This window comes from Hyalangium sp., from assembly GCF_035629615.1.
In the GTDB taxonomy this organism is placed as follows: Bacteria; Myxococcota; Myxococcia; order Myxococcales; family Myxococcaceae; genus Hyalangium.
The window spans coordinates 1-24,604 of record NZ_DASPHO010000017.1 but is presented as its reverse complement, the minus strand read 5'-3'; the positions used below and the strand labels follow the sequence as shown (position 1 = coordinate 24,604).

The 24,604-nt window shown below is 67.3% G+C and carries 18 protein-coding genes and 1 pseudogene; 7 read left to right on the top strand and 12 right to left on the bottom strand.

Annotated elements, in window-relative coordinates:
* Positions 1-261 (bottom strand): YbaN family protein (locus VD972_RS00650; protein ID WP_324979159.1); only part of this gene is annotated, 261 nt, incomplete at its 3' end.
* A gap of 115 nt (positions 262-376) precedes the next feature.
* Between VD972_RS00650 and VD972_RS00645 the strand changes: the two genes are divergently transcribed.
* The gene (locus VD972_RS00645) at positions 377-961 is read left to right on the top strand and encodes a M15 family metallopeptidase (protein ID WP_324979157.1); all 585 of its coding nucleotides are present in this window, start codon (positions 377-379) and stop codon (positions 959-961) included.
* A gap of 54 nt (positions 962-1,015) precedes the next feature.
* Here VD972_RS00645 and VD972_RS00640 read toward each other — a convergent pair whose 3' ends face one another.
* The 6 genes from VD972_RS00640 to VD972_RS00615 form a co-directional block, all read right to left on the bottom strand.
* Positions 1,016-2,245 carry a hypothetical protein gene (locus tag VD972_RS00640; protein ID WP_324979152.1) on the bottom strand — a complete coding sequence of 410 codons (1,230 nt, stop codon included), beginning with the start codon at positions 2,243-2,245 and terminating at the stop codon, positions 1,016-1,018.
* A 188-nt stretch (positions 2,246-2,433) separates the two neighbouring features.
* Positions 2,434-4,209, bottom strand: coding sequence for a DUF4215 domain-containing protein (locus tag VD972_RS00635; RefSeq protein ID WP_324979149.1), 1,776 nt, complete (start codon positions 4,207-4,209; stop codon positions 2,434-2,436).
* A gap of 71 nt (positions 4,210-4,280) precedes the next feature.
* A complete protein-coding gene (locus tag VD972_RS00630) occupies positions 4,281-5,294 on the bottom strand; it encodes a hypothetical protein (protein WP_324979146.1) in 1,014 nt (337 codons plus the stop codon).
* A gap of 16 nt (positions 5,295-5,310) precedes the next feature.
* Complete coding sequence (locus VD972_RS00625) at positions 5,311-8,163, bottom strand: serine/threonine-protein kinase (protein WP_324979144.1); 2,853 nt, start codon at positions 8,161-8,163, stop codon at positions 5,311-5,313.
* Between the two features lie 324 nt (positions 8,164-8,487).
* The gene (locus VD972_RS00620; protein ID WP_324979142.1) at positions 8,488-8,601 is read right to left on the bottom strand and encodes an immunoglobulin-like domain-containing protein; all 114 of its coding nucleotides are present in this window, start codon (positions 8,599-8,601) and stop codon (positions 8,488-8,490) included.
* Positions 8,561-9,016 carry a hypothetical protein gene (locus VD972_RS00615; protein ID WP_324979139.1) on the bottom strand — a complete coding sequence of 152 codons (456 nt, stop codon included), beginning with the start codon at positions 9,014-9,016 and terminating at the stop codon, positions 8,561-8,563. The genes VD972_RS00620 and VD972_RS00615 overlap by 41 nt, the downstream gene beginning before the upstream one ends.
* Before the next feature lie 110 nt (positions 9,017-9,126).
* On the opposite strand from VD972_RS00615, the gene VD972_RS00610 reads away from it, so the two are divergent.
* Entirely contained in the window at positions 9,127-10,575 is a 1,449-nt protein-coding gene (locus VD972_RS00610) for a POT family MFS transporter (RefSeq protein WP_324979135.1), read from the top strand.
* A gap of 77 nt (positions 10,576-10,652) precedes the next feature.
* Entirely contained in the window at positions 10,653-12,689 is a 2,037-nt protein-coding gene (locus VD972_RS00605; protein ID WP_324979132.1) for a peptide MFS transporter, read from the top strand.
* A gap of 7 nt (positions 12,690-12,696) precedes the next feature.
* On the opposite strand, the gene VD972_RS00600 is transcribed toward VD972_RS00605, so the two are convergent.
* From VD972_RS00600 to VD972_RS00590, 3 genes are read right to left on the bottom strand one after another with little or no spacing between them, the layout of a single operon-like run.
* The gene (locus tag VD972_RS00600; protein ID WP_324979128.1) at positions 12,697-15,594 is read right to left on the bottom strand and encodes an ATP-binding protein; all 2,898 of its coding nucleotides are present in this window, start codon (positions 15,592-15,594) and stop codon (positions 12,697-12,699) included.
* Entirely contained in the window at positions 15,591-16,382 is a 792-nt protein-coding gene (locus VD972_RS00595) for a methyltransferase domain-containing protein (RefSeq protein WP_324979125.1), read from the bottom strand. Before VD972_RS00595 ends, VD972_RS00600 begins: the two co-directional genes overlap by 4 nt.
* Complete coding sequence (locus tag VD972_RS00590) at positions 16,379-18,790, bottom strand: PilZ domain-containing protein (protein ID WP_324979122.1); 2,412 nt, start codon at positions 18,788-18,790, stop codon at positions 16,379-16,381. The genes VD972_RS00595 and VD972_RS00590 overlap by 4 nt, the downstream gene beginning before the upstream one ends.
* A gap of 328 nt (positions 18,791-19,118) precedes the next feature.
* Here VD972_RS00590 and nadA point away from each other — a divergent pair, with 328 nt between their 5' ends.
* Both nadA and VD972_RS00580 read left to right on the top strand, forming a co-directional pair.
* Positions 19,119-20,048 carry a quinolinate synthase NadA gene (gene nadA / locus VD972_RS00585; protein ID WP_324979119.1) on the top strand — a complete coding sequence of 310 codons (930 nt, stop codon included), beginning with the start codon at positions 19,119-19,121 and terminating at the stop codon, positions 20,046-20,048.
* A 94-nt stretch (positions 20,049-20,142) separates the two neighbouring features.
* Positions 20,143-20,751, top strand: coding sequence for a hypothetical protein (locus tag VD972_RS00580; RefSeq protein ID WP_324979116.1), 609 nt, complete (start codon positions 20,143-20,145; stop codon positions 20,749-20,751).
* A gap of 18 nt (positions 20,752-20,769) precedes the next feature.
* Here VD972_RS00580 and VD972_RS00575 read toward each other — a convergent pair whose 3' ends face one another.
* Complete coding sequence (locus VD972_RS00575; protein ID WP_324979113.1) at positions 20,770-21,138, bottom strand: metallothionein; 369 nt, start codon at positions 21,136-21,138, stop codon at positions 20,770-20,772.
* 147 nt (positions 21,139-21,285) lie between these two features.
* On the opposite strand from VD972_RS00575, the gene VD972_RS00570 reads away from it, so the two are divergent.
* Entirely contained in the window at positions 21,286-22,842 is a 1,557-nt protein-coding gene (locus VD972_RS00570; RefSeq protein WP_324979111.1) for a hypothetical protein, read from the top strand.
* 118 nt (positions 22,843-22,960) lie between these two features.
* Positions 22,961-24,166, top strand: a complete 1,206-nt coding sequence (locus VD972_RS00565; protein WP_324979109.1) for a hypothetical protein — start codon at positions 22,961-22,963, stop codon at positions 24,164-24,166.
* A gap of 20 nt (positions 24,167-24,186) precedes the next feature.
* Here the strand turns inward: VD972_RS00565 and VD972_RS00560 are convergent.
* Positions 24,187-24,604: pseudogene (locus VD972_RS00560) on the bottom strand (hypothetical protein); the annotation flags it as partial.

The following is a 24,604-nucleotide window of genomic DNA, read 5'->3' as shown; positions in this document are numbered from 1 at the left end:
GGGGATGGTGCCGTGCTCGTGCCATTCCTGGAGCCGAGGCCCGAAGCGGGGGTGCGTGTACAGCCAGTGATGGAAGCGGCGGGAGCTGCGCGAGAAGGCCCACAGCGCCAGGAGCAGGAACGACGTCGTGGGCAGCACCGGCAGGAAAGCCCCGAGCACCCCCAGGCCGACGAAGAAGAAGCCGAGCGCCTTGTAGAGGAACCGGACGCGGGGATTCCGCTCCTCCTCAACGACAGGGGGTCTTCGCTCGGGCCCCGACATGGCTACAACCCTCCCTCAAGACCGGGCGACCGGGCAAGCCCACGCCCCCCTGAGCTTTGTCAAACAGGAATAAATACGCGAAATCCGTGTCCTGGCCCCTCGGTCAGGAGTCGAGATGCCGCTGTCGCTGCTCCGCTGGAGCATCGCCCTCTTCATATTGTGTCTGCTAGCCCCGACGGCCTTCGCCAGCGAGGAACGGCGCCGCTCCATGCCCCCGCCTTCCCGGAAGAAGCCGGCGGCCAGGAAAGTCGATCCCCCGCGGCAGCTCGTCCGCATCTCGGGCGGAGAGCACCTGCGCCGGGATGCCGCCACGGCCTTCGAGCAGATGTACTCCGAGGCCCGGGGGGCAGGGCTCTGGCTCTGGGTGATCAGCGGCCACCGCTCCTGGAAGGAGCAGAAGTACCTGTACCGCCTCTATCGGAAGGGCCTGGGAGCACGGGCGGCGCGACCGGGGCGCTCGAACCACCAGCGCGGCACCGCGGTCGACATCTCGGTCGGCAGCACCCACACGAGGACGTACGAGTGGCTCGCTGCCAACGCGTGCCGCTTTGGCTTCCGGCGAACGGTGAAGTCGGAGCCATGGCACTGGGAGTACCGGCCTCGCACCACCCTGGTCCCCTCCCCGGGGCAGGACTGCCTCGGCCGCCTCCTGGAGCCCCCCGTCCCACCCGAGGGTGTCGCCACGCCGAGCCCGAGCTGAAGCCGACGCGTGGCTCGTGCGGCTCGCTCGCAGCGAGCTCGAGAGGCCGCGAGCTCAGTGCTCTGGCGGCGGCCCGGGCTGGCTCAGCTCCTTGTCCTCCAGCGCCCGGATGCGACCCGCGGTCTGCAGGATGGGAACGATGAGCGCCTCATACTCCGCGAGGGCTCTCAGGGTATTGAGGCCCTTCTCATGGATGACGGAGATGCAGGCCTCTTTGAAGACCTGCCGGGTGTTTCCTACGCCTCGATGCACGGCACGATCCATGAGGGCCACCTTCCCCGCCTCGGACCTGAGCACGTCGCCATACCTTCCCAAGAAGGTGATCACGAGCGCCCTGTCACCCGACTTGACCAGAGTCTTCAGGGCGAAGTCGTGCGACGCCACGTAGTACATCTCCTTGGCGAGCCGGAGCTGGGCGATCTGATACATCCGGGATCTCTCCCCGGCATTCTGGAACACGGCGCTCAGCCGCTTGTCGTCCCTGAGGGCGCGAACGGCCTCTCTCCCCTGGAGAAGACGCCCCTGCTCCAGGTGGACCACCATAAGCCCCTTCTCCCCCACGTCGATCCCCAGGCTTCGGAAATAGACGTCGAACTCGCCGGGGTCGGCGACCCTTATGCTCCTCAGGAGCCGGCTGAGGGGGCCGTCACCGGCCTCGCCTGAGGTGAAGGGCACGAAGCCCACGGAGACCTCGCCCGCATCGCAGGTGTTGATCGCCTCGAAGCCGCCCTCCTGCTCGGCGATCTTCTTCAGCACCTTGCGCTCGGTGGCATCGGTGATGCCCGCTTCGTCCAACAGTGCCTCGAGCTCCGCGCGCTTATGGATCTTCAAACCGATCCGGGAGATGCCTGTCTCATGGCTCGCGCTCTTGCCATCGAGCTGCACTGGATCATCTTGGAAGGAGTACCGGGCACCGTCGGGAAGCTTGACGTGGTAGATGAGGATTCGCCGGAAGGAGGAGGGAGGCGGGCCTATGGGCTCGCCATCGAGCACCTGGGCCACCAGCTCGAAGGGAACTGGGCCAGGCACCTTGGGAGCAGGCCCCTTCTGGGTGCTCATCCACCGTGTATAGGCCTCGTACTCGCCCAGCCAGTGGCGCCAGGGCTCGATCTGGTGCCGCATCGCGGCGGGTGGCTTCGAGAGGAAGGCCTCGACCCGCTGCCGCCAGGCCTGGTAGCCGCTCGTCATGCGACACCGCCCCGCGGAGCTCACGGAAGAGTCGCCCCAGGTCTTCCATCGCTCGGCGATGGCCTTCGCCTCGCTCTCGCTGAGGGCTGCCTCCAACCGACGTCGACTCTGCTGGCTCCCCTCCCAGGGGTCCCGTCCCAGCCGGGCCGCCACCGCTTGGCTGCTGGCGGCGTGCGCAGGAGGAACCGGCTCCTTGCTAGGAGCCAAGACTTCCCCGCTCAGCGCCCGCCCGACATATGACAGCACTCTCCCCAGTACAGGCATGGCCATGGCCCCCCCTTTGGCTACTGCTGACAAACCTTCGCGGTGGTGGTGGTGGTGGTGGTGCATTCGAGACCTGGCGCGCAATCTTCAGGCCCCATGCACCCAATCCCTTGAGCGCAATCACCTGCCCGCCCCTCAGACATGCCCTCGACAGAGAAGTTCGGGTTGAGTACGGATTCAATGATCCGCTGATTTCCCAGCGCAGTTTGCTCCGTGTGACGGAGCACAACGGTGAAACCAAGAATCCCCGGCAAGGTTGCTTCTATGGCGAGCGGTTCCTGAGCATTGATCTTGTCCCGGATGGCATCGGCCATATCCCATGCTGACCCCTCATTCTGGATGAACTTGAGATCGTCGGTATCTTCGCTGTCATCAACGTCCGTGAATACGAAGGTCAGTGGACGAGACAGTCCGTCATCGAGAACGAAGGTCTCTCCGTCATCAAATTGATTGCCCGGGATTGCTTTGAGTTGCCCCTTGGCAGTTGTGGGCGTCCTTGCCTGCGAGCACGTCGCGCTGCATGTGCCACAGGAGTCCGCGTTGCCATCATCGCAGGCCTCACCGGCAGCAGGATTGCTGTACCCATCTCCACAATGGGAGACACGGCACATCGCAGTGCAGGAAGGAGTCTCCACCCCGTGGTCACACTCCTCGTTGGCCTTGCCATTCACCACCAAGTCTCCACACCTGGCCTCCGTGCAGTCGAGATCGCACTCACTGGACTCGCCTCCATCATCACACTGCTCGGGCGGATTGATTTGCGTGGCAATAACTCCGTCACCACACCTCGCTCGCTTGCAGGTATTCAGGCAGTGGTCCGTGTGAATCGGGTTGCCGTCATCGCACTCTTCGCCAGAGTCGACCAGGCCGTTACCGCAGCGGTTTTCCGGGTTCGTGCAGTCTGCATTACACCCGTCATCGTTGCTGTTGTTCCCGTCATCACATCCCTCGCCTGGGTCTGGGAAGTCGTTGCCGCAGGTCTCGTCTGAGAGACAGTCTGCGCTGCAACCGTCCCCACCGCTGGTATTGCCATCGTCGCACTGCTCATTCTTGAAGAGGTCTGGGTAGCCGTTGCCGCAGGTCTCGTCCGAGAGGCAGTCCGCACTGCAACCGTCCCTGCTCAAGGTGTTGCCGTCGTCGCACTTCTCTCCTGCGGCACCATCCAGGTAGTCGTTGCCGCAGAACTCCGTCGAGCGGCAATCCGCACTGCATCCATCCCCACCAAGAGAGTTGCCGTCATCACACTTCTCTTGCTTGGCAACATCCTGGTAGTTGTTGCCGCAGAACTCCGTCGAGAGGCAGTCCTCGCTGCAGCCATCCCCGCTCAAGGTGTTGCCGTCGTCGCACTTCTCTCTCTTGGTAACATCCAGGTAGTTATTGCCGCAGAACTCCGTCGACTGGCAGTCCGCACTACAACCGTCCCCACTCGTGGTATTGCCATCATCGCACTTCTCTTGCTTGGCAACATCCAGGTAGTCATTGCCGCAGAACTCCGTCGACTGGCAGTCCGCACTGCAGCCATCCCCTGACACGGTATTCCCGTCATCGCACTTTTCCGAGGGATCCTGGATGCCATTGCCGCAGGTCTCGTTCGAAGTGCAGGACTCGTTACAGCCGTCTCCTTTCATGACATTGCCATCATCGCAGGCTTCGTCCGCCTGGGTGATGCCATCGCCACAAGGCGTCTCGATACAGATGTCCTGAGTGACGGCGCACATCAATCCAGGGGCACAAACCCGTCCGGAGGGACAGATCACGCTCTCAGTCTCGATACAGGAGAGGAGCAGGAATGACATCCACGCTCCCACATACAGGGCACCACGATACAGAAAGGAATGTTCCAGTCTCTTTCGTCTCATTGAGAACCTCAGAATCGGATCGTCACCCACAGCTCGTGCCTTCCATCCACCTGCTGGAGCACAACCTGTGTTCCCTGCTCGTGCTCATCAGGCGTCAGGCGGTAGGGCTCGGCGCGGTTGATGAATGCCAACAGCGCCCCCGTGAAGACCAGCGCCCCTCCTGCGGCATAGGTCCCTATCGCCATCTTCTGAAACCGCGCGCCTCGGCTGCGTAAGCCGTCGAGCTCCGGCGTCAGCGGGCACCCGTCCAGCTCGCATTCCGTGGCTCGCGCGTCGAACTCCCGGATGTCATTTCGAGCCTGCTGGTGGAGAACTCCTCCTCCTGTTGCCAGAGCCACGCCTGCTCCAAACATGGCCCATGGCTTCCACGTGGCCCAGTGCCTGCGATAGCGCGTCAGCTCGCCATCGTCATACACACGGGAGATGTGCAGGCTAATCACCTCCCCTTCTCGGGGGGTCCGGATCCGCTCATTGGGTGGATAGCCCTCCTGGTTCGTCACCAGGACATGCGAGCCAGGGAGATCCCATCCCTCAAAACGCCCTGGAGCTGTGAACAGCAGCCGGCCGTCCATGCTCACGGAAGCGCCAGCGACGTCACAGGAGATCTCGACTCGAATGAGCTGTTTCTCGATGAAGACCTTGAGCTTGCGGGCGTGCTCGAAGAGCTTTTCGTCGAGAGGTTTGGCTCCGTAGCGCAAGGCCGCCTCCAAGTGCTCGCGGAGTTCCAACTTCTGCCCCGTGTCCATCAACGAGAGCGCGAGGTTGTAGTGAATGGCAGGATGGTCCCAGTGATCGAGCGCCTTGCGGTACAGCTCGGAGGCTTTCAGGAAGAACGCTCGCTCGTAGTAGTCATTGCCTTGCTTGAACAAGTCCGTGGCGGCTGTCTGCCGCTCCGGGGATACGCCCGTAGCCCAGGGATTCTTTGCGCCAGAGTTGAGCTGCTGGTGCAGCGACTGCGCGAAGGCCAAGGGCGCCGTGAGCAATACCAGCGTGCATGCGATACTGAGAGTGATCCGTTTCATTCCCATCCGAGCGCCCCTACTGCTTCAGTTCCGTGGCATGGGTGCCGCGCTTCTTGAGCTCCTCGATGAGCTTCAAGTCCGCGTCCCGCTTCCTCTCGAGCTCCTCCACAGCGAGACCCAGCTCCCGCTGGGCCTTGCGAGCCTCCAAGGCGCTCCGGTCCGATCTCCACTGCATGAACCGGGCGCGCTTTCGGGCCAGTTCTTCCTTGCGTAGGGTCTTGGCCATCTCCTCGTTCGTGCCCTGGAGCCGGGCGTAGGCGGCCTCGAGCTGGTCGCCGGTCTTCTTCTCCCGGCTCAAGGCGTCCTGGAGCTCGAGCTGGACGGCCTGCACCTCCGCGAGGCTCTTCTGTGCCTTCGTCTCGGAGGTCCGAGCCTTCTGCGCCTGCTGCTCGGCCTCCTCCTTGGCCACCACGGCTTCCGACCGCGCCTTCTCGGCCGTCACCTGAGCACCCCGGATCACCACCAGGGCCACCGAGGATGCAGCCACCAGCAGCAGCAGGATCACCGTCGAGCCCACCAACAACATGCGCTTGCGCCGGACCGCACGCGCGGCCTGCTCGAAGACAGCCTCTAGGAAGTCCTCCTGCGCCTGAGGGAGCTCCCCCTGGTAGCGGCGCCGGAACCGCCGCGCCTCCTCCACCATCTCGCCGCCCCACAGCAGGCCGCTGTCGTACTCCTTCGCCTGCCACTGTCTGGCCGCATTGCGGAGCTGCTCCAGGAAGGCCGCGTCCTCCTGGTTCTCATCCAGCCACCGCTTCAACGTCGGCCAGCCATGAATGAGCGACTCGTGGACGATCTCCACCGTCGCCGCGCTGGCTTCTCCCCCCTTCTGCACCACCAGCAGGCGCGCCTGCACCAGGTGGTCCGTCAGCCGCTGGAGCTCTGCCGTATCCTTCGTCAGCTCCCTCAGCTCCTCCATGGAGGCGATGGCCCGGGTGCGCTCAGGTGTCACCAAGCGCAGGAGGATGGAGCGGACCAGCGCACGCGCCTGGGGAGACAGCTCGTCCAGGACCGTGTCGGCGTGCCGGGCCAGCGCGCCCTCAATGCCCCCCATGGAGTGGTAGCCCTGCACGGTGAGCAGCTTGCGCACCGGATCACGCAGCTCCCAGAGCTGGGTGGCGGCGAATTGCAGCAGCGGCAGCGCGCCCTGGGCCGTCTCCAGGTACTGGAGGATCTGCTCGACGGTCTCCGGTGCCTCGAAGCCGTAGCCCGCCATCTCCGCCGGCTGCACCAGCGCGTCGCGCAGGCCGTCCTTGCTCGGCGGAGGGAGGAAGAACAGCCCCTGGCCCAGCTCGGCCATGAAGTGCTCGTCCTCTGGCACCCGGTCCAGGAAGTCGGATCGGATGGAGAGCACCACCCGAATGGGTGAGGTGGCATCGTCGGCGATGCCGGACAGGCAGGCGGTGAAGGCCTGCCGCTCACGTGCGTCCGGCACCTGCGTGTAGAGCTCCTCGAACTGATCGACGAAGAGGAGGATCCTCCGCCGCTCATGACGGGCCCGGCTGCGCAGCACGGAGCCGACAAAGCCGGGCTCGGCACGGATGCGCTCGACCACCTGGTCGTACTCCTCCATGTCCTTCGCCAGCGAGACGGACGCACGTACCAGCGGCGTGACGAGGTTGGCCAATGCCGCCAGAGGGTGCCGGCCAGGGCGGACGACGAAGGACTCCCAGCTCTCGCCGGAGCGCTTGAGGACCGGCAACAGCCCGGCGCGGACGAACGAAGACTTGCCTGCGCCCGATGGCCCCACCACGGCCATGAGCGGCCGATCGTTGATGCGGTGCACCAGGGCAGCGATCTCCCGGGAGCGGCCGAAGAATCGGTCCGCATCCGCCTCCTGGAAGGAGCTGAGGCCGGCATAGGGGATCTCGTCGACACGCAGCTCCCGGGTCGAGCGGCCGGGCAGGAGGGACTCCAAGGCCTGCAGGAGCGAGTTTGCGTCCGAATAGCGCTCCTCCTTGCGCTTGAGCAGGCATCGGTCCACGACGTCCGCCAGTTCCTGAGGCACCTCCGGCGCCATATGGCGCAGCCGCGGCATCGCCTCTTCCAGGGAGGCGGTGACCATCAGCTGGGGGCCGCGAAGCGGATCCAGCGGATGCTTCCCGGCCAGCAGCCTGAACATGAGGATGCCCACGGCCCAGATGTCCGTCCGGTGATCGACGTCCGCGCCGCCTCGCCACTGCTCCGGCGACATATAAGACAGCGTGCCTACGAGGACACCGCTGCGGGTGAGGTTGGAGAGATCCTCGCCCGCCTTCGCCGCCAGAGAGAGGGCCTTGGCATCGCTGAGCATGGGCATGCGCGCGATGTGAGTGCCCTCCTCCTGGAGATCCGGCCCCTGCAGGACCTTTGCGATGCCGAAGTCGAGCACCTTGATGGCGCCTGACTCGGTCACGAGGATGTTCTCAGGCTTGAGATCGCGGTGGACAATGCCCGCCGCGTGGGCGGCGGACAGAGCCCGCACCACGGGCACCATCAACTCCACGGCACGCAGGGGTGGCACACGCTGCGCCCCGACGGACTTGTTGAGCGGCTGGCCCGGCAGGTACTCGAGCACCATGAACGGGCGGCCCTGGAACTCACCCACCTCATAGATGATGACAATGTTCTCGTGGCTACAGCGCGCGGTGGCCCGGGCCTCGAGAATGAAGCGCCGTGTGATCTCGGAGGCCGTGCTGTGAAGAAACTTGATGGCGACACGCCGGCCCAGACGTGTATCGCGAGCGAGGAAGACAGTCCCCATTCCTCCCGCTCCGAGCTGGCGGATGAGCTCGTATTGATGGATGCGAGTCCCAGGAACGAGCGCGGCGGCAAGCCCCTGCGGCTTCGCCTCCTTCAGAGGCTGGACCGGCTTGGAATGGGCATTCACAGCACTCGGGCTGGGCGTGAACGGCGCCGGTGTGTCGCTGGCGGGAAAGGCAGCCCCTGGCTCGCCGGGAGCAGCAGCCCCCTTGACAGGGTCTGCGGGAACAATGCTCACAGCGCTGGGATTGACCTTGCTCATTTCGCGGGGCCGAAAGAATGCTTTCTTGGACAGGCTCGGATATCCCAAACAGATACATCAACGAGCCAACAAGAAGCTGTACCACCAAGGTGGTACCCCAGCCCCACGCCTTGCATCCGCCCAAAGTCCACGAGCAAGCATCCGCGGCTCGCTCGTGGACCGGCTGAGCTGTCCTGCCTGACTGCGGTGCTACCAGGGGCAGTTGATCACGTCCACCCTGCGCGTCACTGGCGGAGCGCTGTTGCCGCCACTGTCCGTCACCTCATAGATCACCGTGTACGAGCCCGCGACCCACCCGTTCACCTCGCCCGTCTTCCGCACGGTGGGCGCCAGGTTGCCGTAGCACGCGTCCAGAGCGGATGGCGCTCACCGTCGTCCCCGCCGCGTTCCAGGCGATGTACTGGACTGAATAGGTCCCCTCCGCGGAGGTGTCCGGCCCGGGGCCGTACGCATCACTCCCCGAGTTGTACCGGTGCACCTCCAGCGGCGTGCACGCCATGTCCCACGCGTCGGCGCCCGGATCCGTCCACGTGTCCACGCCGCACTCCAAGGTCATCTCACTGCTGCCGTGGAGGATCAGCGTCGGGCCCTGCACCTCGCCGGGACAGGTCGAGTCACACGCATCCCCGATCCCATCCGCGTCACGGTCACCGCTGAGCTCCCGCTGCGTTCTTCTGGGACGCGAGCGCGTCCAGCCTCGACGCGCCTTGTGAACCATGCTTGCATAATTCCACCCACACGGCATGGGTTGTCTCAGGCCTCACCCATGCGGTAGGCACGGGGGCTCACGTCTTTGGAACTCCACATTTTCTGCCGAGACGCTCCTCCATGGCCGAGACCCTTCCCGCGACGCGCAAGCGCTTCCCGCCGCAGATCCCGTTCATCATCGGCCAGGAGGCGTGTGAGCGCTTCAGCTTCTACGGGATGCGGAACATCCTCACGGTGTTCCTCATCGACTACCTGCTGAGGAACGCGCACCCGGATCCCGCCGCCCGGGAGGCGATGGCCAAGTCGCACTTCCACCTGTTCATGTCCGGGGTCTACTTCTTCCCGCTGCTCGGCGGGTACCTGGCGGACCGCTTCCTCGGCAAGTACCGCGTCATCTTCTGGCTGAGCCTGTTGTACTGCGCGGGCCACGCGTGCCTGGCGATCTTCGAGAACAGCGTCAACGGCTTCTACACAGGCCTGTTCCTCATCGCCCTGGGCTCGGGCGGCATCAAGCCGTGCGTCGCCGCCATGGTGGGGGATCAGTTCACCTCGGACAACAAGGACCTGGTGAAGAAGGTCTTCGCCATCTTCTATTGGTCCATCAACTTCGGCTCGTTCTTCGCTTCGCTCTTCATCCCGCTGGCGCTCAAGAGCTTCGGGCCCGCGGTGGCCTTCGGCATCCCCGGCGTGCTGATGTTCATCGCCACCATCATCTACTGGGCCGGCCGGCGCCACTACGTCATCGTTCCCCCCACCGGGAAGAACCCACACTCCTTCCTCAAGGTCGTCGCCTCCGCCGTGCGCAACCCCAAGCAGCGCGGAGGAGACTGGCTCTCCGGCGCCCGCCAGGAGCACCCCGAGGAGGCGCTCGAGGGCGTGCGCGCCGTCCTGCGCATCAACCTGCTGCTGATGCCCACCATCCCCTTCTTCTGGATGCTCTTCGATCAGAAGGCCTCCACCTGGGTGGTGCAGGCGCGGGCCATGGATCCGCAGGTCGCCGGGTTCACCTTCCAGCCCAGCCAGATGCAGTTCATCAACCCCCTGCTGGTGATGATCCTCATCCCCCTGCTCGCGGTCGTGATCTACCCGGCCTTCCAGCGGCTGGGCTGGGAGCTCACCCCGCTGCGCCGCATGCCCCTGGGGCTGGTGATCGGCGCGGTCTCGTACATCATCGCCGGCTACTACCAGGTCATCATCGAGGACGGCACGAGGCTCAACATCGCGTGGCAGATCGCCCCGTACATCGTGCTCACGCTCGCGGAGATCCTCGTGTCCACCACGGGCCTGGAGTTCGCCTACACGCAGGCCCCGCGCGAGATGAAGAGCGTGGTGCAGAGCTTGTGGCTGCTCAACTCCACGCTGGCCAATGTGGCGGTCGCCATCGCCGCGGCGCTCAACATCTTCACCGGGTCGGCCCAGTTCTTCTTCTACGCGGGCCTGGCCGCGCTGGCGGGCGTGGGCATGGCCCTCATGGCGCGCCGCTACAAGGTCCGTGACTACTACCAGGAGGCGGCCCCCATCCCCGTGGGCGAGCGCGCCGCGCCGGACCTCGCGGCCAAGGGAGCGTGAGCGTCGCTGGCGCCGCACGGGCATACCGAGGGGGGCGCTTGACAGGAGTGTGACCTGACCGGTTCGATGCGGCACACATGTCCGCCTCACCCTCCGCCGCAGAAACCCTCCCCCCGGGCCAGGCCTCGGCCGTGGGAGGGCCCCCTCCCACTAGCACCCCCAAGGGCCACCCCCGGGGGCTCTACATCCTCTTCTTCACCGAGATGTGGGAGCGCTTCAGCTACTACGGCATGCGCGCCCTGCTCGTGCTGTACCTGCTGAACTACCTGCAGTTCCAGCCCGAGGACTCCTCGGCCGTCTATAAGTGGTACACGAGCCTCGTCTACCTGACGCCGCTGCTCGGAGGCTTCATCGCGGACCGGTTCCTGGGCCTGCGCGCCTCCATCATCGCCGGCGCGGTGCTGATGGCCATTGGCCACTTCCTCATGGCCTTCGAGCCGCTGCCCTTCTTCTACACGGCCCTGGCCTTCCTCATCGCCGGCAACGGGTTCTTCAAGCCCAACATCTCCACCATGGTGGGGAAGATGTACAAGCCGGGCGACCCGCGCAGGGATGGTGCCTTCACCATCTTCTACATGGGCATCAACATCGGCGCCTTCCTGGCCCCGGTGGTGTGCGGCTGGCTGCGCCAGAACATGGGCCCCACTCCCGGCATGGGCTTCCACTACGGCTTCGCCGCCGCGGGCGTGGGGATGGTGATCGGCCTGATCATCTTCCTCTTCGGCCAGCGGCACGTGCTGCGCGCCATCGAGGAGGCCGGCAACCTGAGCGAGGTGACTCCTCGAAAGGCTCCGAGCGCCGCGAGTCCTACCGCTCCCGCCGTGGAGCCGGACGAGCAGCTGCCGGGCACCCGCGGCGTGGGTGGCGCCATCGCCAAGGTGTTCCCCTACCTGCTCTTCGTGCTCGCGGCGGTGGTGCCGGCGCGCTTCATCTACTTGGCGGCCACGGGCCAGGCGCAGTGGACGAATGTCATCATGCCGGTGGCCTTCTCGCTCATCGGCGCGTGGATGGGCTTCACGCTGCTCACCGTGAAGGGCGTCTCGCGCGACAAGAGCACCGTCATCTTCCTGCTGTTCACCTTCTCGGTGCTCTTCTGGATGGCCTATGAGCAGGCCGGCAACGCACTCAACATCTGGGCCGAGTACAACACCCAACGCGACTTGTTTGGCATCGACCTGTCGGCCGAGTACTACCAGGGGGCGCCGGCGATCTTCATCGTCATCTTCGCGCCGCTGTTCGCGATCATGTGGACGGCGCTGGCTCGCCGCGGCCGGGAGGTCCCCTCGGCGGCGAAGATGCTGGCCGCCGTCGTGTTGATCGCCGCTTCGGATGTCGTGATGGTCGCCGCCGCGACGTCAGAGGACCGCGCCGTCAACCGGGTGTCGCTGGCAGCCGTGCCACAGGAGATCAAGCTCGAGGAGCTGAACGCGGGCCGCTTCAGCTATGACCCGGCCACCCAGGAGCTGTCCGTGCGCGGCGTGCTGGCGCCCTTCGCCGTCATCAACGCGCTCAAGCCCACGGTGGATCAGACCTACCTGAAGCAGGTAGAGGCGCTGGAGAAAACCGCAGAGACCGCTGCGCCGGAGCACCCCCTCACCTTCACCTTTGACACCCTGCCCCCGGGCTACGTCTTCCCGCTGACGGGCAAGCAGGGCGAGGGCCTGGTCTCCCGCTGGGATCCAGAGCTGCTCACGGTGGCGCTGGTGGCGCCGCTGAGCCCCGTGGCCAAGTCCCAGCTCGTGGGTGCCGGTGCGCAGCCGGAGTGGCGCCAGGCCATCACCACCCTGGCCGAGAAGAGCCAGGCCGCCCGGGTCAGCGGCACCTGGCTGCTGCTGAGCTACCTGCTGGCCGTCTTCGGCGAGCTGTGCATCTCGCCAGTGGGCCTCTCCATGGTGACCAAGCTGGCGCCGGTCCGCTTCGCCTCGCTCTTCATGGGCGTGTTCATGCTGAGCAACGCCGTGGCCCAGTACGTGGGCGGCAGCCTCGGAGAGATGTGGGGCCGGATCGTCCCCACCAGCTACTTCGCCATCTTCGTCTACACGTCCGCGGTGGGCGCCGTGGTGCTGCTGCTGCTGCAGCGTCCGGTGCGCCGGCTCATGCACGACGTGAAGTAGCGGGACGTCAGGCGAGCCTGCGGGACCGGTCCACGCCGGCCTGCAGGCTCTCGCCGTGCCTGAGCGGCAGGCGGACCTCGCTCTTGGTGCCCTTGCCGTACTCGCTCGTGAGCCGGATCGTCCCGCCATGGCGCAGGATGATCCTCCGGCAGAGCGCCAGCCCCAGCCCCGTGCCCTCCCCCGCCGCACGCGTGGAGAAGAACGGCTGAAAGAGCCTCTCCATGTCCTCCGGCTTGATGCCCACGCCCGTGTCCGTGACGGACACCACCGCCATGTCCCCGTCCCGCTCGGTGGCCACCTTCACCCGCCCGGTGGTGCCCACCGCGCGCAGCGCATTGTCCAGCAGGTTCACCCACACCTGGTTGAGCGAGCCCGGATCGCCCATCACCGGCACGTCGCACCGGTAGTCGCGCTCCACCACCACGTCCTGGGGCACCCGCCACGCCATCACGCTGAGCGTGGAGTCCAGCGAGGCATCCAGGTGCACCGGCACCGGCTTGTCGTTGGTGCGCACGAAGGACAGCAGCGACTCCGCCAGGTAGCGGATGCGCGTGCCGCACTCCTCGATGACCTCGATCATGGCCTGCGCCATGACCGGGTCCGGCTGCGCCCCCAGCATGGCGTCGCGAAGGGGCAGCATCGCGTTCATCAGCCCGTTGAGCGGGTTGCGAACCTCGTGGGCGAAGCCAGAGGTGAGCAGGCCGGTGGCGGCCAGCCGCTCGTTCTCCGCGGCCCTCACCGCCGCCTCGCGCAGCCGCAGCTGCGCCTCGATGCGGGCCAGCAGCTCGCGCGGCGAGAAGGGCTTGCCCAGGTAGTCGTTCGCGCCGATCCCCAGGCCCTCCACCTTCTCCGACACCTCCTGCCGGGCGGTGAGGAGGATGACAGGGATGTCCGCCGTCTCCGAGATCCCCCGCAGCTGGGTCAACATCTGCAGGCCGGACATCACCGGCATCATCACGTCCGAGACGATCAGATCCGGCCGCTCCTTGGTGGCGCGCGCGCAGCCCTCCTCGCCGTTGGTGGCCTCGAGCACCCGGTACTCCGTGCGCAGCACGCTGGTGACGAAGGTGCGGATCTCCGGGTCGTCCTCCACCACCAGGATGCGCGGCGCGTTGGGCGAAGCCGTCTCCTCGGGCAAGGCCGGCCCCACCGTGTCCGCGGGCCCCGCGCCGGGGCGGACCGCGGGCAGACCCGAGTAGGAGCGGCGATCACGGCGGACGGGCAGCTCCACCACGCGCCGATCCCGCAGATCCTCGCGGATGTGGTTGGTGCCCTTGGGGAGCTGCACGTGGAAGGTGGAGCCCCGGCCCACCTCGCTCTTCACGCCGATGCGGCCCGAGTGCAGATCCACCGTCTCCTTCACCAGCGCCAGCCCGATGCCCGTGCCCCCGAAGCGGCGCGTGCCGGTGGAGTCCGCCTGGGCGAAGCGATCGAAGATGACGGGGATGTCCTGGGGTGCGATGCCGGGGCCGGTGTCCACCACCTCCACGTGCACCACGGCCTCGTCCTCCCGGATGCGCACGGTGACGGTGCCCTCCTGGGTGAACTTGAGCGCGTTGGAGATCAGGTTCTGGAAGACGATCTCGATGCGCTCCACGTCCGCGTGGATGGCGGTGACCTTGTCGCCCTCCAGGGCCAGCCGGATGCCCTTCTTCTCCGCCATCACCTTGAAGGGTGACAGCAGCGAGTTCAGCAGCCCGTAGAGCTCCACCGGCTGGTAGCGCAGCCGCGTCTTCCCGGCCTCCATCTGCGCCAGATCCAGCAGGTTGTTGATGAGCTTGAGGAGGCGCTGGGCGCTGCGGTCCATCGTCGCCAGGTGCTGACGCACGGGGCTGGGGATGGTGGCCGGATCGCGCTGCAGCAGCGACTCGAGCGACAGCAGGATGAGCGTGAGCGGCGTGCGCAGCTCGTGGCTCACGTTGTCGAAGAACTCGCTCTTGAGCCGGGTCAGCTCCTTCTGCGTGATGAGCGCATCCTCCAGCTTGGCGTTGGCCTCGGTGATCTCCCGGGTGCGCGCGGCCACACGGTCCTCGAGGGCCAGGTTGCTGCGGAAGATCTCGTCGTAGCGCCGCTCCAAGTCCCTGAGGGACTGCAGCAGGCCCTCGTTCTGCGCGGCCAGGTACTCGTCCTTGCGCCGCACCTCCTGGCGAGCGTCCAGCCACGCTCCAAAGGAGGCAGCCCCCAGCGCGATGGCGGGCACCAGCACCGGCAGCGGCCCCAGCCCCAGCAGGCCCATGCCCGTGCCCACCGCCACTCCGGCCAGCAAGCCCGCGCCCATGCGCCAGCCACGCACCGGCTCGTGCCAGGCCAGCTCGTAGCGGCAGCAGTCCGCGCCGCGCACCTGGCACTGCAGCTCCATCACCTGCGCGGGCGGCAGATCCCAGATCGTCGGCACGGAGGCGAACTGCGCCATCCGCCCCTCGCACAGGTGCCGGCTCAGCTCGGGGTGCCGGCTCTGGTACGAGATCACCATGTGGTTGCTCGAGAGCGCCTCGATGGTGAACTGGGCCACCCGGTTCAGCGTGGGGAACAGCTCCACGAGCTTGAGGTACACCGCCCGCGCCGTCCCGAAAGTCCGCACGACGTGGAACAGGTACCCGATGGCCTCCGGGGTGAACGAGAGCCGGCCCGCCTTGCGGGTGTAGTCCGGATCCCCCGTCTCCGCGACGAGCACGTTGACGAGCCGCTGCAGGAACTGGAAGGAGATGAAGTTCGTCAGCGTGGTGAGGTACTCGTACGACAAGCCCAGGCCGTACTTCGGCCAGAGGGCGCGGGTGCGCGCCTCGCCGTACTCACGGCTGAAATACAGCAACAGCACGGACACCACGCGGACGCTCAGCTCAGGAGCATCATCCGGTGTCCGCTCTTCGGGCTGCTGTACTTCGGGTGGTACTGCCTCCGTCAACGCTTGCGCCCTTCCGTGATCAGAAGCACAGAATACTTCAAGGCGTCTGGATCGGACAGAAGCTCCAGGTAGCGTTCGCAAGAAGCCCGGTAGGCCTCCACTCCCCCGAAGGAAGGGGCCACCACGGGCTCCAAGGTGGTGAAGCGTTGCTTCCAGTCGTTGAGCAGCCGGCCGTCCGCCGCGCCTGCAACGACCCACAATGGCGCCAGATGGACCCGGATCTGCTCCAAGCCGGCCCGGCGGAAGAAGTGGAACATCTTCCGGCCGACCTGGAGGTCCAGCCCCGCGGCGGCCACCGCGGCGTTGAACTTTCGGAACCCCTCCTCGATGTCGGGCGGGCAGGGCCAGATGTGCCGGCCCGGCTCGTCTACCTCGGAGATCACCACCCGGCCTCCTGGGCGGGTGACGCGGATGAGCTCGGCCAGCGCGGCCTCCGGCTCCTTCAGGTACTCGAGGACGAACTGGGACCAGACGTAGTCGAAGGTGTCCCCGGGCAGATCCAGCTTCCGGACGTCCGCCTGGCCAAAGGAGCACTGAGGCAGCAGCGCACAGTGGGCGCGAGCCTCCTCCAGGCGCTGGGGGTGGGCATCCACCGCCAGGACGCTCCCCTGGCGGCCCACTACTTCTGCCATGACGGCGGTGATGACCCCCGGGCCACATCCAGCATCCAGGGCCTTCATGCCGGGGGCCAGGCCGGTGGCGAGCAGGTGGCCATGGATGGGCAGGGCTCGTGCCTGCTCCGCGAGCCGCCGGGCCTCCTCGTCGGACTCCATCAGGTAGGGGCTCACTCGGCCCGCCCCTCGCCTGGCACCGGCTGCCGCGAGGCACGGTTCTGGAGCCGCTCGAACACGGCCGCCATCAGCATGTGCCAGGTGCGCGCGACGCTGCGGTGTCCGGTCCACTGGGCGACGCGGCAGTGCCAGCGGAAGCCGAGCGCCACCAGCCCCTCCACCTCATCATCCTGCACCAGCGCGAGCGCCGAGCGCTTGCCCTGCTCCCGGTAGTGCTCCACGCACCGCACCGAGAGCGCGTCGCGGGCCTCCGCGGCCCGTGGGTGCTGCGGATCCGGGACGACGAAGGAGAACCCCGTCGTCATCTCCGGCCAGCTGAGGCCTGGCGTGGCCTCGTCCGCCAGCGCCATGGCCAGTGGCCCGTGCTCTCCATCCACCACGAAGAGGGAGCGCCCGCGCCGCAGTCCATCCTTCGCGTAGCGAGCCGAGAGCGTCTGCAGCTGCGCCTCGCTGGCCAGCAGATCATCGGCCAGCAAGCGCACCACCTCGCCACGCCCGCGGATGTGCCCCTCCAGCCACTGCAGATCCGCCTGCGTCGCGGGCCGCACCTGGGGCAGGCCCTTGCGCGTGCGCAGGGGCTGGGTGAAGGCCAGCCGCGTGTAGTTCAGCGTCCGCAGATCCGTGAGCCCCTCCCTCGCCATGGAGCGGGCGATCCACCCGAAGATGCGATCTGGCCACTTGTTCTGGATGCGCCAGAAGATGCGGATGTAGTTCAGATCATCCTGCGCCTCCGCGTAGTCCACGCAGAGGGCGGACAGATCCCGGGAGATGCTCTCGCCGCGGCGCACGGTGGGCTGCACCATGAGGTGCTGAATCATCCACGTGCGCGAGTGCGTCCTCACCCCGGAGATGTGGCCCAGCAGCTTGGGCCCGTCGCAGTAGACGAACGTGCGCGCCAGGCCCTCGCCGGCCTCTGCCATCTTGCGGTACGTGTCCTCCAGGAGCTGGAGGTGCGGACCCTCCTCGAAGGGGTAGTCCGGGTGGAACATGTGCACCGTCTGGACCAGCTCCCACGTCTTCTGGAAGGGCTCCTCGCGCCCATCCCGCACCTGGGGGCAGCGGGCCTGCATGAAGGCGTTGATGACGGCCTCGCGCGCCTCGGGCAGCACGTTGAGCAGCCGCACCCCGCAGCGGAAGGGGCGAGCCATGCCGCCCGCCGTGTGCTCCAGCAGGGCCGCGTTGTCGCGCACCTCCGCGCTGCAGCGCGCCTGCGTGCCGTCCGGCATCACCAGCATGAAGTCGTCGATGACGAGCCCGACGGGGAGCACCTCGCGCGCCGCGTCGTACACGAAGGACAGCCCCACGGCGTGCAGGTCCATCACAGGGTGGACAATCCGCTCGTGGGTGATCGGGGACACGAAGGAGACGGCGAAGGACTGGTCCTCTCCCGTCCGAAAGCGCGTGCTGCTGCGCCGGTGGTAGACGGACAGGCTGCGCGGCAGCGACAGGACGAAGCCGCTCTGCTCGGTGCGGAGGACGGCGGCAAAGCCCCGGTAGCTCTTGCCGCTCAGATCGAAGACCACCTCCACCACATCCCCGACAGTGACGGACCAATGTTGTGGCGGCGCGCACCGCAGCACCGGGCGAGCCTCTTCCTCGCTCTCGACGAGCGTGACGGCCAGCTCCTCACGGCGCCGGACGCCCTGCACCAGCGTGCACTGGAGCGTGCCATGCCGGAGCACGCGCCGCAGCACCGCAAGCACGCGCACCCGATCATCCACGGTGGCCAGTTCCACGTACCCGATGCTGGCGCCCGCCCGCTCCATCTGGATGCCGACGCGGAAGAAGGCATCTCCCTGCGAGCGCTCCAGCCCGATGTGCCGCACAAAGCCGCCCGCGGCCCGCAGCACCAGCTTGCCGGCGCGCTCCACCCGCAGATCGAAGAGGCGGGTGCCGGGCGGCAGCCGCTCGATGGGGGCATCCACCGGCAGCTTCAGCAGGAAGCCCTCGTTGCCCACGTTGAGGCACTGGGAGTGCAACTGCTGGCCGTCCACATAGAAGGAGGCCGCCAGCCCCACCGTGGGGATGCGCCGCGAGGAGCGCTGACGCATCAGCTCGCTCAAGCTGCGGGTCATCTCCTCCATGGGGACGGTGGGATCCACCGTGTGGAACTCATGCCCCTCGGACGCCACGTCCACCAGCTCGCGCATGGCCTCCGTCTGACTCTTGGGACACAGGAACACCCGGAGCGCGCGCGGCGCCAGCCGATCCAGATCCCGGATGAAGCGCCGCGCCTCCATCGCGTCTGCCAGCACCACGTCCGGAACCCGCTCCGCCAGGGTGCGCGCCGCGTCGTCCCGAGTGGGAACCGCGATGATCTGCCGAGGGGCCAGCGCCGCCACCAACCCGGCGCGTACCATTGGGTCCGGGTGGACGATCAAGACTGACTGATCGTGCGCGACCATCAGCACCTCCTACAGCGCGCGCCTTCGGTGCTATGCCAGGCCTTCCTCATCACAGCTCTCCATGCGCGCCAGGGACCGCCCCGACAGCCGCCAGGGTGCGGGCCAGGGAACAAAGTCAGCGAGACAGCAAGGTAACCGCTTTCCCCTGTGAAGAAAAGTTGCACCATTGGGTTCCGCTCGTGGGTGCCAGCGAACGGTTTTGATACGTCTCACTCACAAGCCAAGCCTTCCCGATTCGCCCCGAGCTGGAGCTTGCTCCGAGAGAGCATTGCTTACGGAGGTTGGCTCCATCCCAACCGTCCGATTAAATGAATGGTGAGGAGATCCGATGGGCGTCGATACGGATTACGAAGCGAAGATCCAGGACCTGAAGCAGTCGATGAACGCTGTCATCCTGGCGCATTATTACCAGGAGAGTGAAATACAGGATGTGGCTGACTTTGTCGGAGACAGCCTGGCCCTGGCTCAGGCCGCCGCGAAGACGAAGGCGGACGTGATCGTCTTTTGTGGCGTCCACTTCATGGCGGAGACCGCCAAGATCCTGAACCCCACGAAGCAGGTGCTGCTGCCGGATCTGAAGGCTGGGTGCTCGCTGTCGGATCGGTGCCCGCCGGCCGCCTTCCAGGCGTTCAAGCAGAAGCACCCGGACGCCTTCGTGGTGAGCTACGTGAACAGCTCGGCGGCGGTGAAGGCGATGAGCGACGTCATCTGCACGTCCTCCAACGCGGTGAAGATCGTCCACCGCGCGCCCAAGGATCGGCAGATCCTCTTCGCGCCGGATCAGCACCTCGGCCGGCATGTGATGAAGCAGACAGGCAGGGACATGGTCCTGTGGCCGGGCAGCTGCATCGTCCACGAGATCTTCAGCGAGAAGAAGCTCGTGCAGCTGAAAGTCGAGCACCCGGACGCCGAAGTGGTCGCCCACCCGGAGTGCGAGCAGGCGGTGCTGCGGCACGCGGACTTCATCGGCTCCACCAAGGGCATCCTCGACTACGTGGTGGCCAGCCCGAAGCAGAAGTTCATCGTGGTGACGGAGGCGGGGATCATCCACCAGATGGAGCTCAAGGCGCCGGGCAAGACGTACATCCCCGCGCCACCGGACAACGGGTGCGCCTGCAACGAGTGCCCGTACATGCGGCTCAACACGATGGAGAAGCTGTACCGCTGCATGCGCGATCGCACGCCGGAGCTCATCCTCCCAGCGGATCTGCAGGCAGCCGCGCGCGCGCCGCTCGAGCGCATGCTGGAGTGGTCCTGACGCGCGGCGTCGACCTCCTCCGGGAGTGTCATCCAGCGCAGTAAATCCAAACACGCATCTTGCACCCGCTGGGCCGGGGTGCGATGGAGCACGTGTGGGCTTTCGATTCCTAGCTGTCCCTGGTTTCCGCGTCGTCGATCACCCTCGGGCGCTGCCGGCTGAAGATCGTCTCGAGCCGGAGCTTCCTCCCATCCCCGAGGCCGTGGAGCGCGCCCTGGGTGGCGCCGAGTTCCGGGATGTGCGCGCTCGGGACCGGCTCCGCGCCCTGCTCCAGAGCGACCGGCCGCCGAAGCTGGGCTCGCCCGGCACGGGCTTTGGCCCTTCGGCCGTCTTCGCGCAGCCGCCGGGAGATCTGCCGGCGCTGCTGCGCCTGGCGGATGAGCTGGAGGGGCTCGCCCGCCTCGAGGCCGGTGAGCGCGCGCTGGTGTGGAAGTGCGCGGAGTGCAGCGCCCGCTATGCTGTGCCCGTGTCGCTGGTGAGGCCGGTGTCCATCCGGTGCGAGCGGTGCGGCGCCCCGGTGGAGCTCAGCCCCACGCGCAGCCTCGGCGAAGAGGCGCTGATTGATCCGTTCCTGGGTGCGGTGAACCAGTGCCGCCGGGAGCTGGCCACGTTCTTCCGCGAGGCCATGGCGCGCGGCTGGCCGGTGCTGGTGTCCCAGGGTGAGCGCCCCGCCGTGCCCGGCGGAGAGCGAGCGCGGGAGTAGGCGCCCTCCTGGCGTTCCTCAGATGAAGACGCCGGCGGACGCGTCGTAGCGCGCGTCCTCCAGCTTGAGCGCCGGCGTCTGCTGGCGCAGGGCGTCCATCACCTGCCGGGTGCCGTGCTTGCACTTGGAGCACTGGCACTGGCCCTTCTTGCAGGTGCAGTCGGCCTTGCTGCTGCACTGGCACTTGGCCGACAGCAGATCGTCCACTTCCTTCAGCGGGCTCTGCGCCGGGCGCGCCTGCGCCGCCCCCTCCTTCTTCTCCGAGGGAGTGGCCTCCTGAGTCGCGGCCGCGCGCTGATGCTTCGCACAGGCGTGCCCCTCGCTCGGGGCGAGCAGCAGTCCGCCCACCATGCCCAGGGCCGCTACCGTCATTCCGATGCGCTTCATCTGCTTCCTCCTTCGGGCAACACCCTGCAACAGCCCTCTACACCCTGAACACCCGAGTCGCGAGCGCCTATACCCCAGCGCCTCGTCTCCGCACAAGCATGTTATCACACTTCTGCCCACCCGTTAGCATGAGCCAAGGTCTCTTCTGTGTCTGAGCGAACCGACCGCATCCTGTATGCCGTGGCCCTGCTGTTGGGAGTGGCGCCGCTCTGGGTGGCGAGCGCCCTGCCCATGGTGGATCTGCCCCAGCACCTGCACCTGATCTCGGTGCTGCACCGGTTGGATGATCCGACGACGCTCTACCCGCAGTTGTTCGCCGCGCGGAACGCGCTCACGCCGTACCTGGGCTACTACTACCTCGTCAGCGTGCTGAACTGGCTGCTGCCGCTGGAGGTGGCCAACCGCCTCTTCCTCAGCGGCTACGTGACGGGCCTGTCGCTGTCGCTCGCCTTCCTGCTGGGCGCGCTGGGCCGGCCCACGTGGCCCTCGCTGCTCGCGCTGCCGTTCGCCTATGGCGACAGCTTCGCCTGGGGCTTCGTCAACTACTGCGCCTCGCTGCCGCTCGCGTTCCTGTGCTGCGGCCTCTTCGTGCGCGCCCTCACCGACGTGCCTCGGCGCCGCCAGTGGTCCGCGGGCCTGGCGGTGTGCCTGGTCGCCGTCCTCCTCTTCCACGTTCAGGCCTTCTTCTTCCTCGGGCTCGGGTTGCCGTGGCTCCTGTTCACGACACCTGTGCCCGAGGACAGCGGCCCTCGGCGCTCCCTGTGGAAGCCTCGGCTCCCTGCGCTCGCGGGAGTGGTTCCCGGCGTGGCGCTCTTCCTGGGGTGGGTGGGGCTGCGGCTCGGCCAGCCCGCGGAGATCGCGCCCGGCCAGCCGTGGAAGGCCTGGGGGCCGCTCCTGTCTCCGGAGAACCTCTCCTTCAAGTCCTTCGAGCAGAACCAGGCCGAGCTTCTCCACGTGCTCGCCAACCTCTTCCATGACGGCTCGGATCGGTGGCCGCTCTATGCGGTGGGCGGGGTGGCGGCGGTGGGGCTGGGGCTGGGCCTGGCGTTCGGTGGCCCTCACCCTGAGGGGCGCGTGGCTCGCTTCCGCATGCTCGGGCTCGGGGTGATCGCGCTCGCCCTCTTCTTCCTGCTGCCCTTCGACATCCGCGGGTACATCTATTATCTGAACACGCGCTACGCACACCTGGCCGCCGCGCTCCTCATCGCCAGTGTGCCCGTCACGCGGCCCAGCCACTCGCGCCCGCTGCTGTGGGCGAGCGCCGTGTGTGCCCTGCTGCTCGGCGTCGTGCTCGGCCGGGGCTTCCGGGCCTTCTCGCGCGAGGCCTCCGAGTGGGATGCGCTCGTGGCGGCCACCGCGCCCCAGCCCAAGGTGATGGGCCTGATCTTCGACTACCGCTCCCAGGTGGTGCGCTTCCCCGTCTACCTCCACAGCGCCGCGGTGCTCGCCCGGGAGCGTGGCGGCGTCACGAACTTCAGCTTCGCCCTCACGCCCCACTCTCCCCTGCGCTACGTGGGCCCGGTGCCCCCCACGTTCCCTTCGGAGTGGCGGCCGCAGGACTTCGACTACGACACCCTGGGCGGCTTCTACGATCACTTCCTGGTGCGGGGCGTCCACCCCGTGCGCGTGTTCGGTGCCCGGCTCGAGACGGAGCTCGCCGTGGTGGCACATGCGGGCGACAGCTGGCTCGTGCGGCGCCGCTGAGGCGCCAGCCTGCTGCTTCGAGGGCTGTTCAGGTTTGACAAGCCGGGTGTGGAAGAGTGAGCGGCCGCAGCGTGCAGCCCCCCACACCCCCCTTGGGGTGCAGTATGAAGAGGCGCCCATGCCCAACCCTCACGAGCCCCGTCCCCTGCTCGACGCGCTCCGCTCCGGCGCGCCGCTCACCGACTTCACTCCGGAGGCCGTGGAGCAGGCCCGCACCCTCGCGAAGGACGCGGCCTCCGCTACGCCCGCCGCTGTCGAGGCCCTGCCCGCACCGCTGGCCGAGGCCATCCTCGAGGGCGCCGTCCTCGCCGGCAGCGCTGCGCTCCCCGAGGCGCTGTCCCGCTCAAGCGTCAAGCCCCTGGCCAAGGCAGCAAAGAAGGCGCTCTACCGCCTGCGCTCCAAAGGCGTCGCTGTCGCCGAGGCCCCGCGCCCCGAGCCCGAGCCGCACTCGCGCGCCCCCGAGACCGAGGTCTGGCCCTGCCTCGTCACCAGCGTCACGACCGAGGGAAAGCGCGGGTTGATCCTCGCCCGGCCCCTCCGCGGCGGCGGCATCGAGGCGGCCCAGGTCGTCTTCTCGGATCAGCTCGGCGTGCTGGAGCTCTCCCTCAACGAGGTGACCCGGAGCAGCTACCGCCGACGCATCAAGGAGGCGACCGAGCCCCTCTACGCGGTGGAGACCTCCCGGGAGGAAGCCGCGACCCTGCTCGCCGAGGCTGCGGCGCTCAACCTGCGCACGCGCACACCCTTCCCCAAGGACATGGAGCCGACGCTCCGTCACTACGGTGTGCAGCCAGCCACCGCCGAGCCCTCCGTTCCCGCCCCAGAGCCCGAGGACGTCAAGGGCGTGCTGGAGGGCCACACCCTCCACGAGACGATGGAGATCGAAGCGTGGCTGCCGCCCGAGCCCGAGGTGCGCAAGGTGCTGCAGAAGGTGGAAGAGCTCACCCACAGCCCCCTGGCGCTCTCGGGCGTCCAGCGCGAGGAGCAGACGCTCCAGGCCGTGCGCGCCCTGGCCCGGGCCTTCTTCACCCCGGATCAGCGCAGGCTCTACGGACTGCGGCTCTGGCGCATGGCGGACTTCTTCGAGCGCACGGACCGTGCACCCGCCGCCCGTGTGGCCCGCGCCGAGGCCCGCAGGCTCTTCCACGGCCCCGAGGAGCCCTTCTCCCGCTTCGCCGAGTCCCTCTTCGAGAAGGTCATCCGGCTCGGAGCGCTCCAGGCCGAGGCCGCAGCGCCCTCGCCAGAGGCAGCCGCCTCCACACCCGCCTCGCCCGCTCCCGCGTCCACGGAGCGGCGAAGCCCGGGCGGCCTCATCCTCCCGTGAGCCGAGACTGACGCCCCGCGTCACTCACCGACGCGGGAGCGCAGCAGCAAATCCAGGTTCTCGTCCTCCCACGCCTGGGCGCGCTTGAAGTCGTGAAAGCGCCGCTCGTGCTCGAGGAACTCGGGCGGGTGGACGCACCGCCGGCCATCCTCGCCCCGCTTCACGCGGTACACGTGGTGCAGCATCTCGTGGAAGACGATCCACTCGACGAAGTAGCGCGGCACCACCGGCTGATCCAACACGGGGTGGATGCGGATCACCCTCGCGTCCGCCGAGTAGGAGCCCATCTTGATGCTCTTGCGCGGCCCCTTCACCCGGGGCGCCGGGCCATAGGTGATGGCGGCGGTGATCCGACTCCGGAAGTAGCGCTCGTTCAGCCGGTCGAAGATGCGGGCGAGATCATGGTGCCGCCCCGCCGGATCCAGCCGGAGCCGCTTG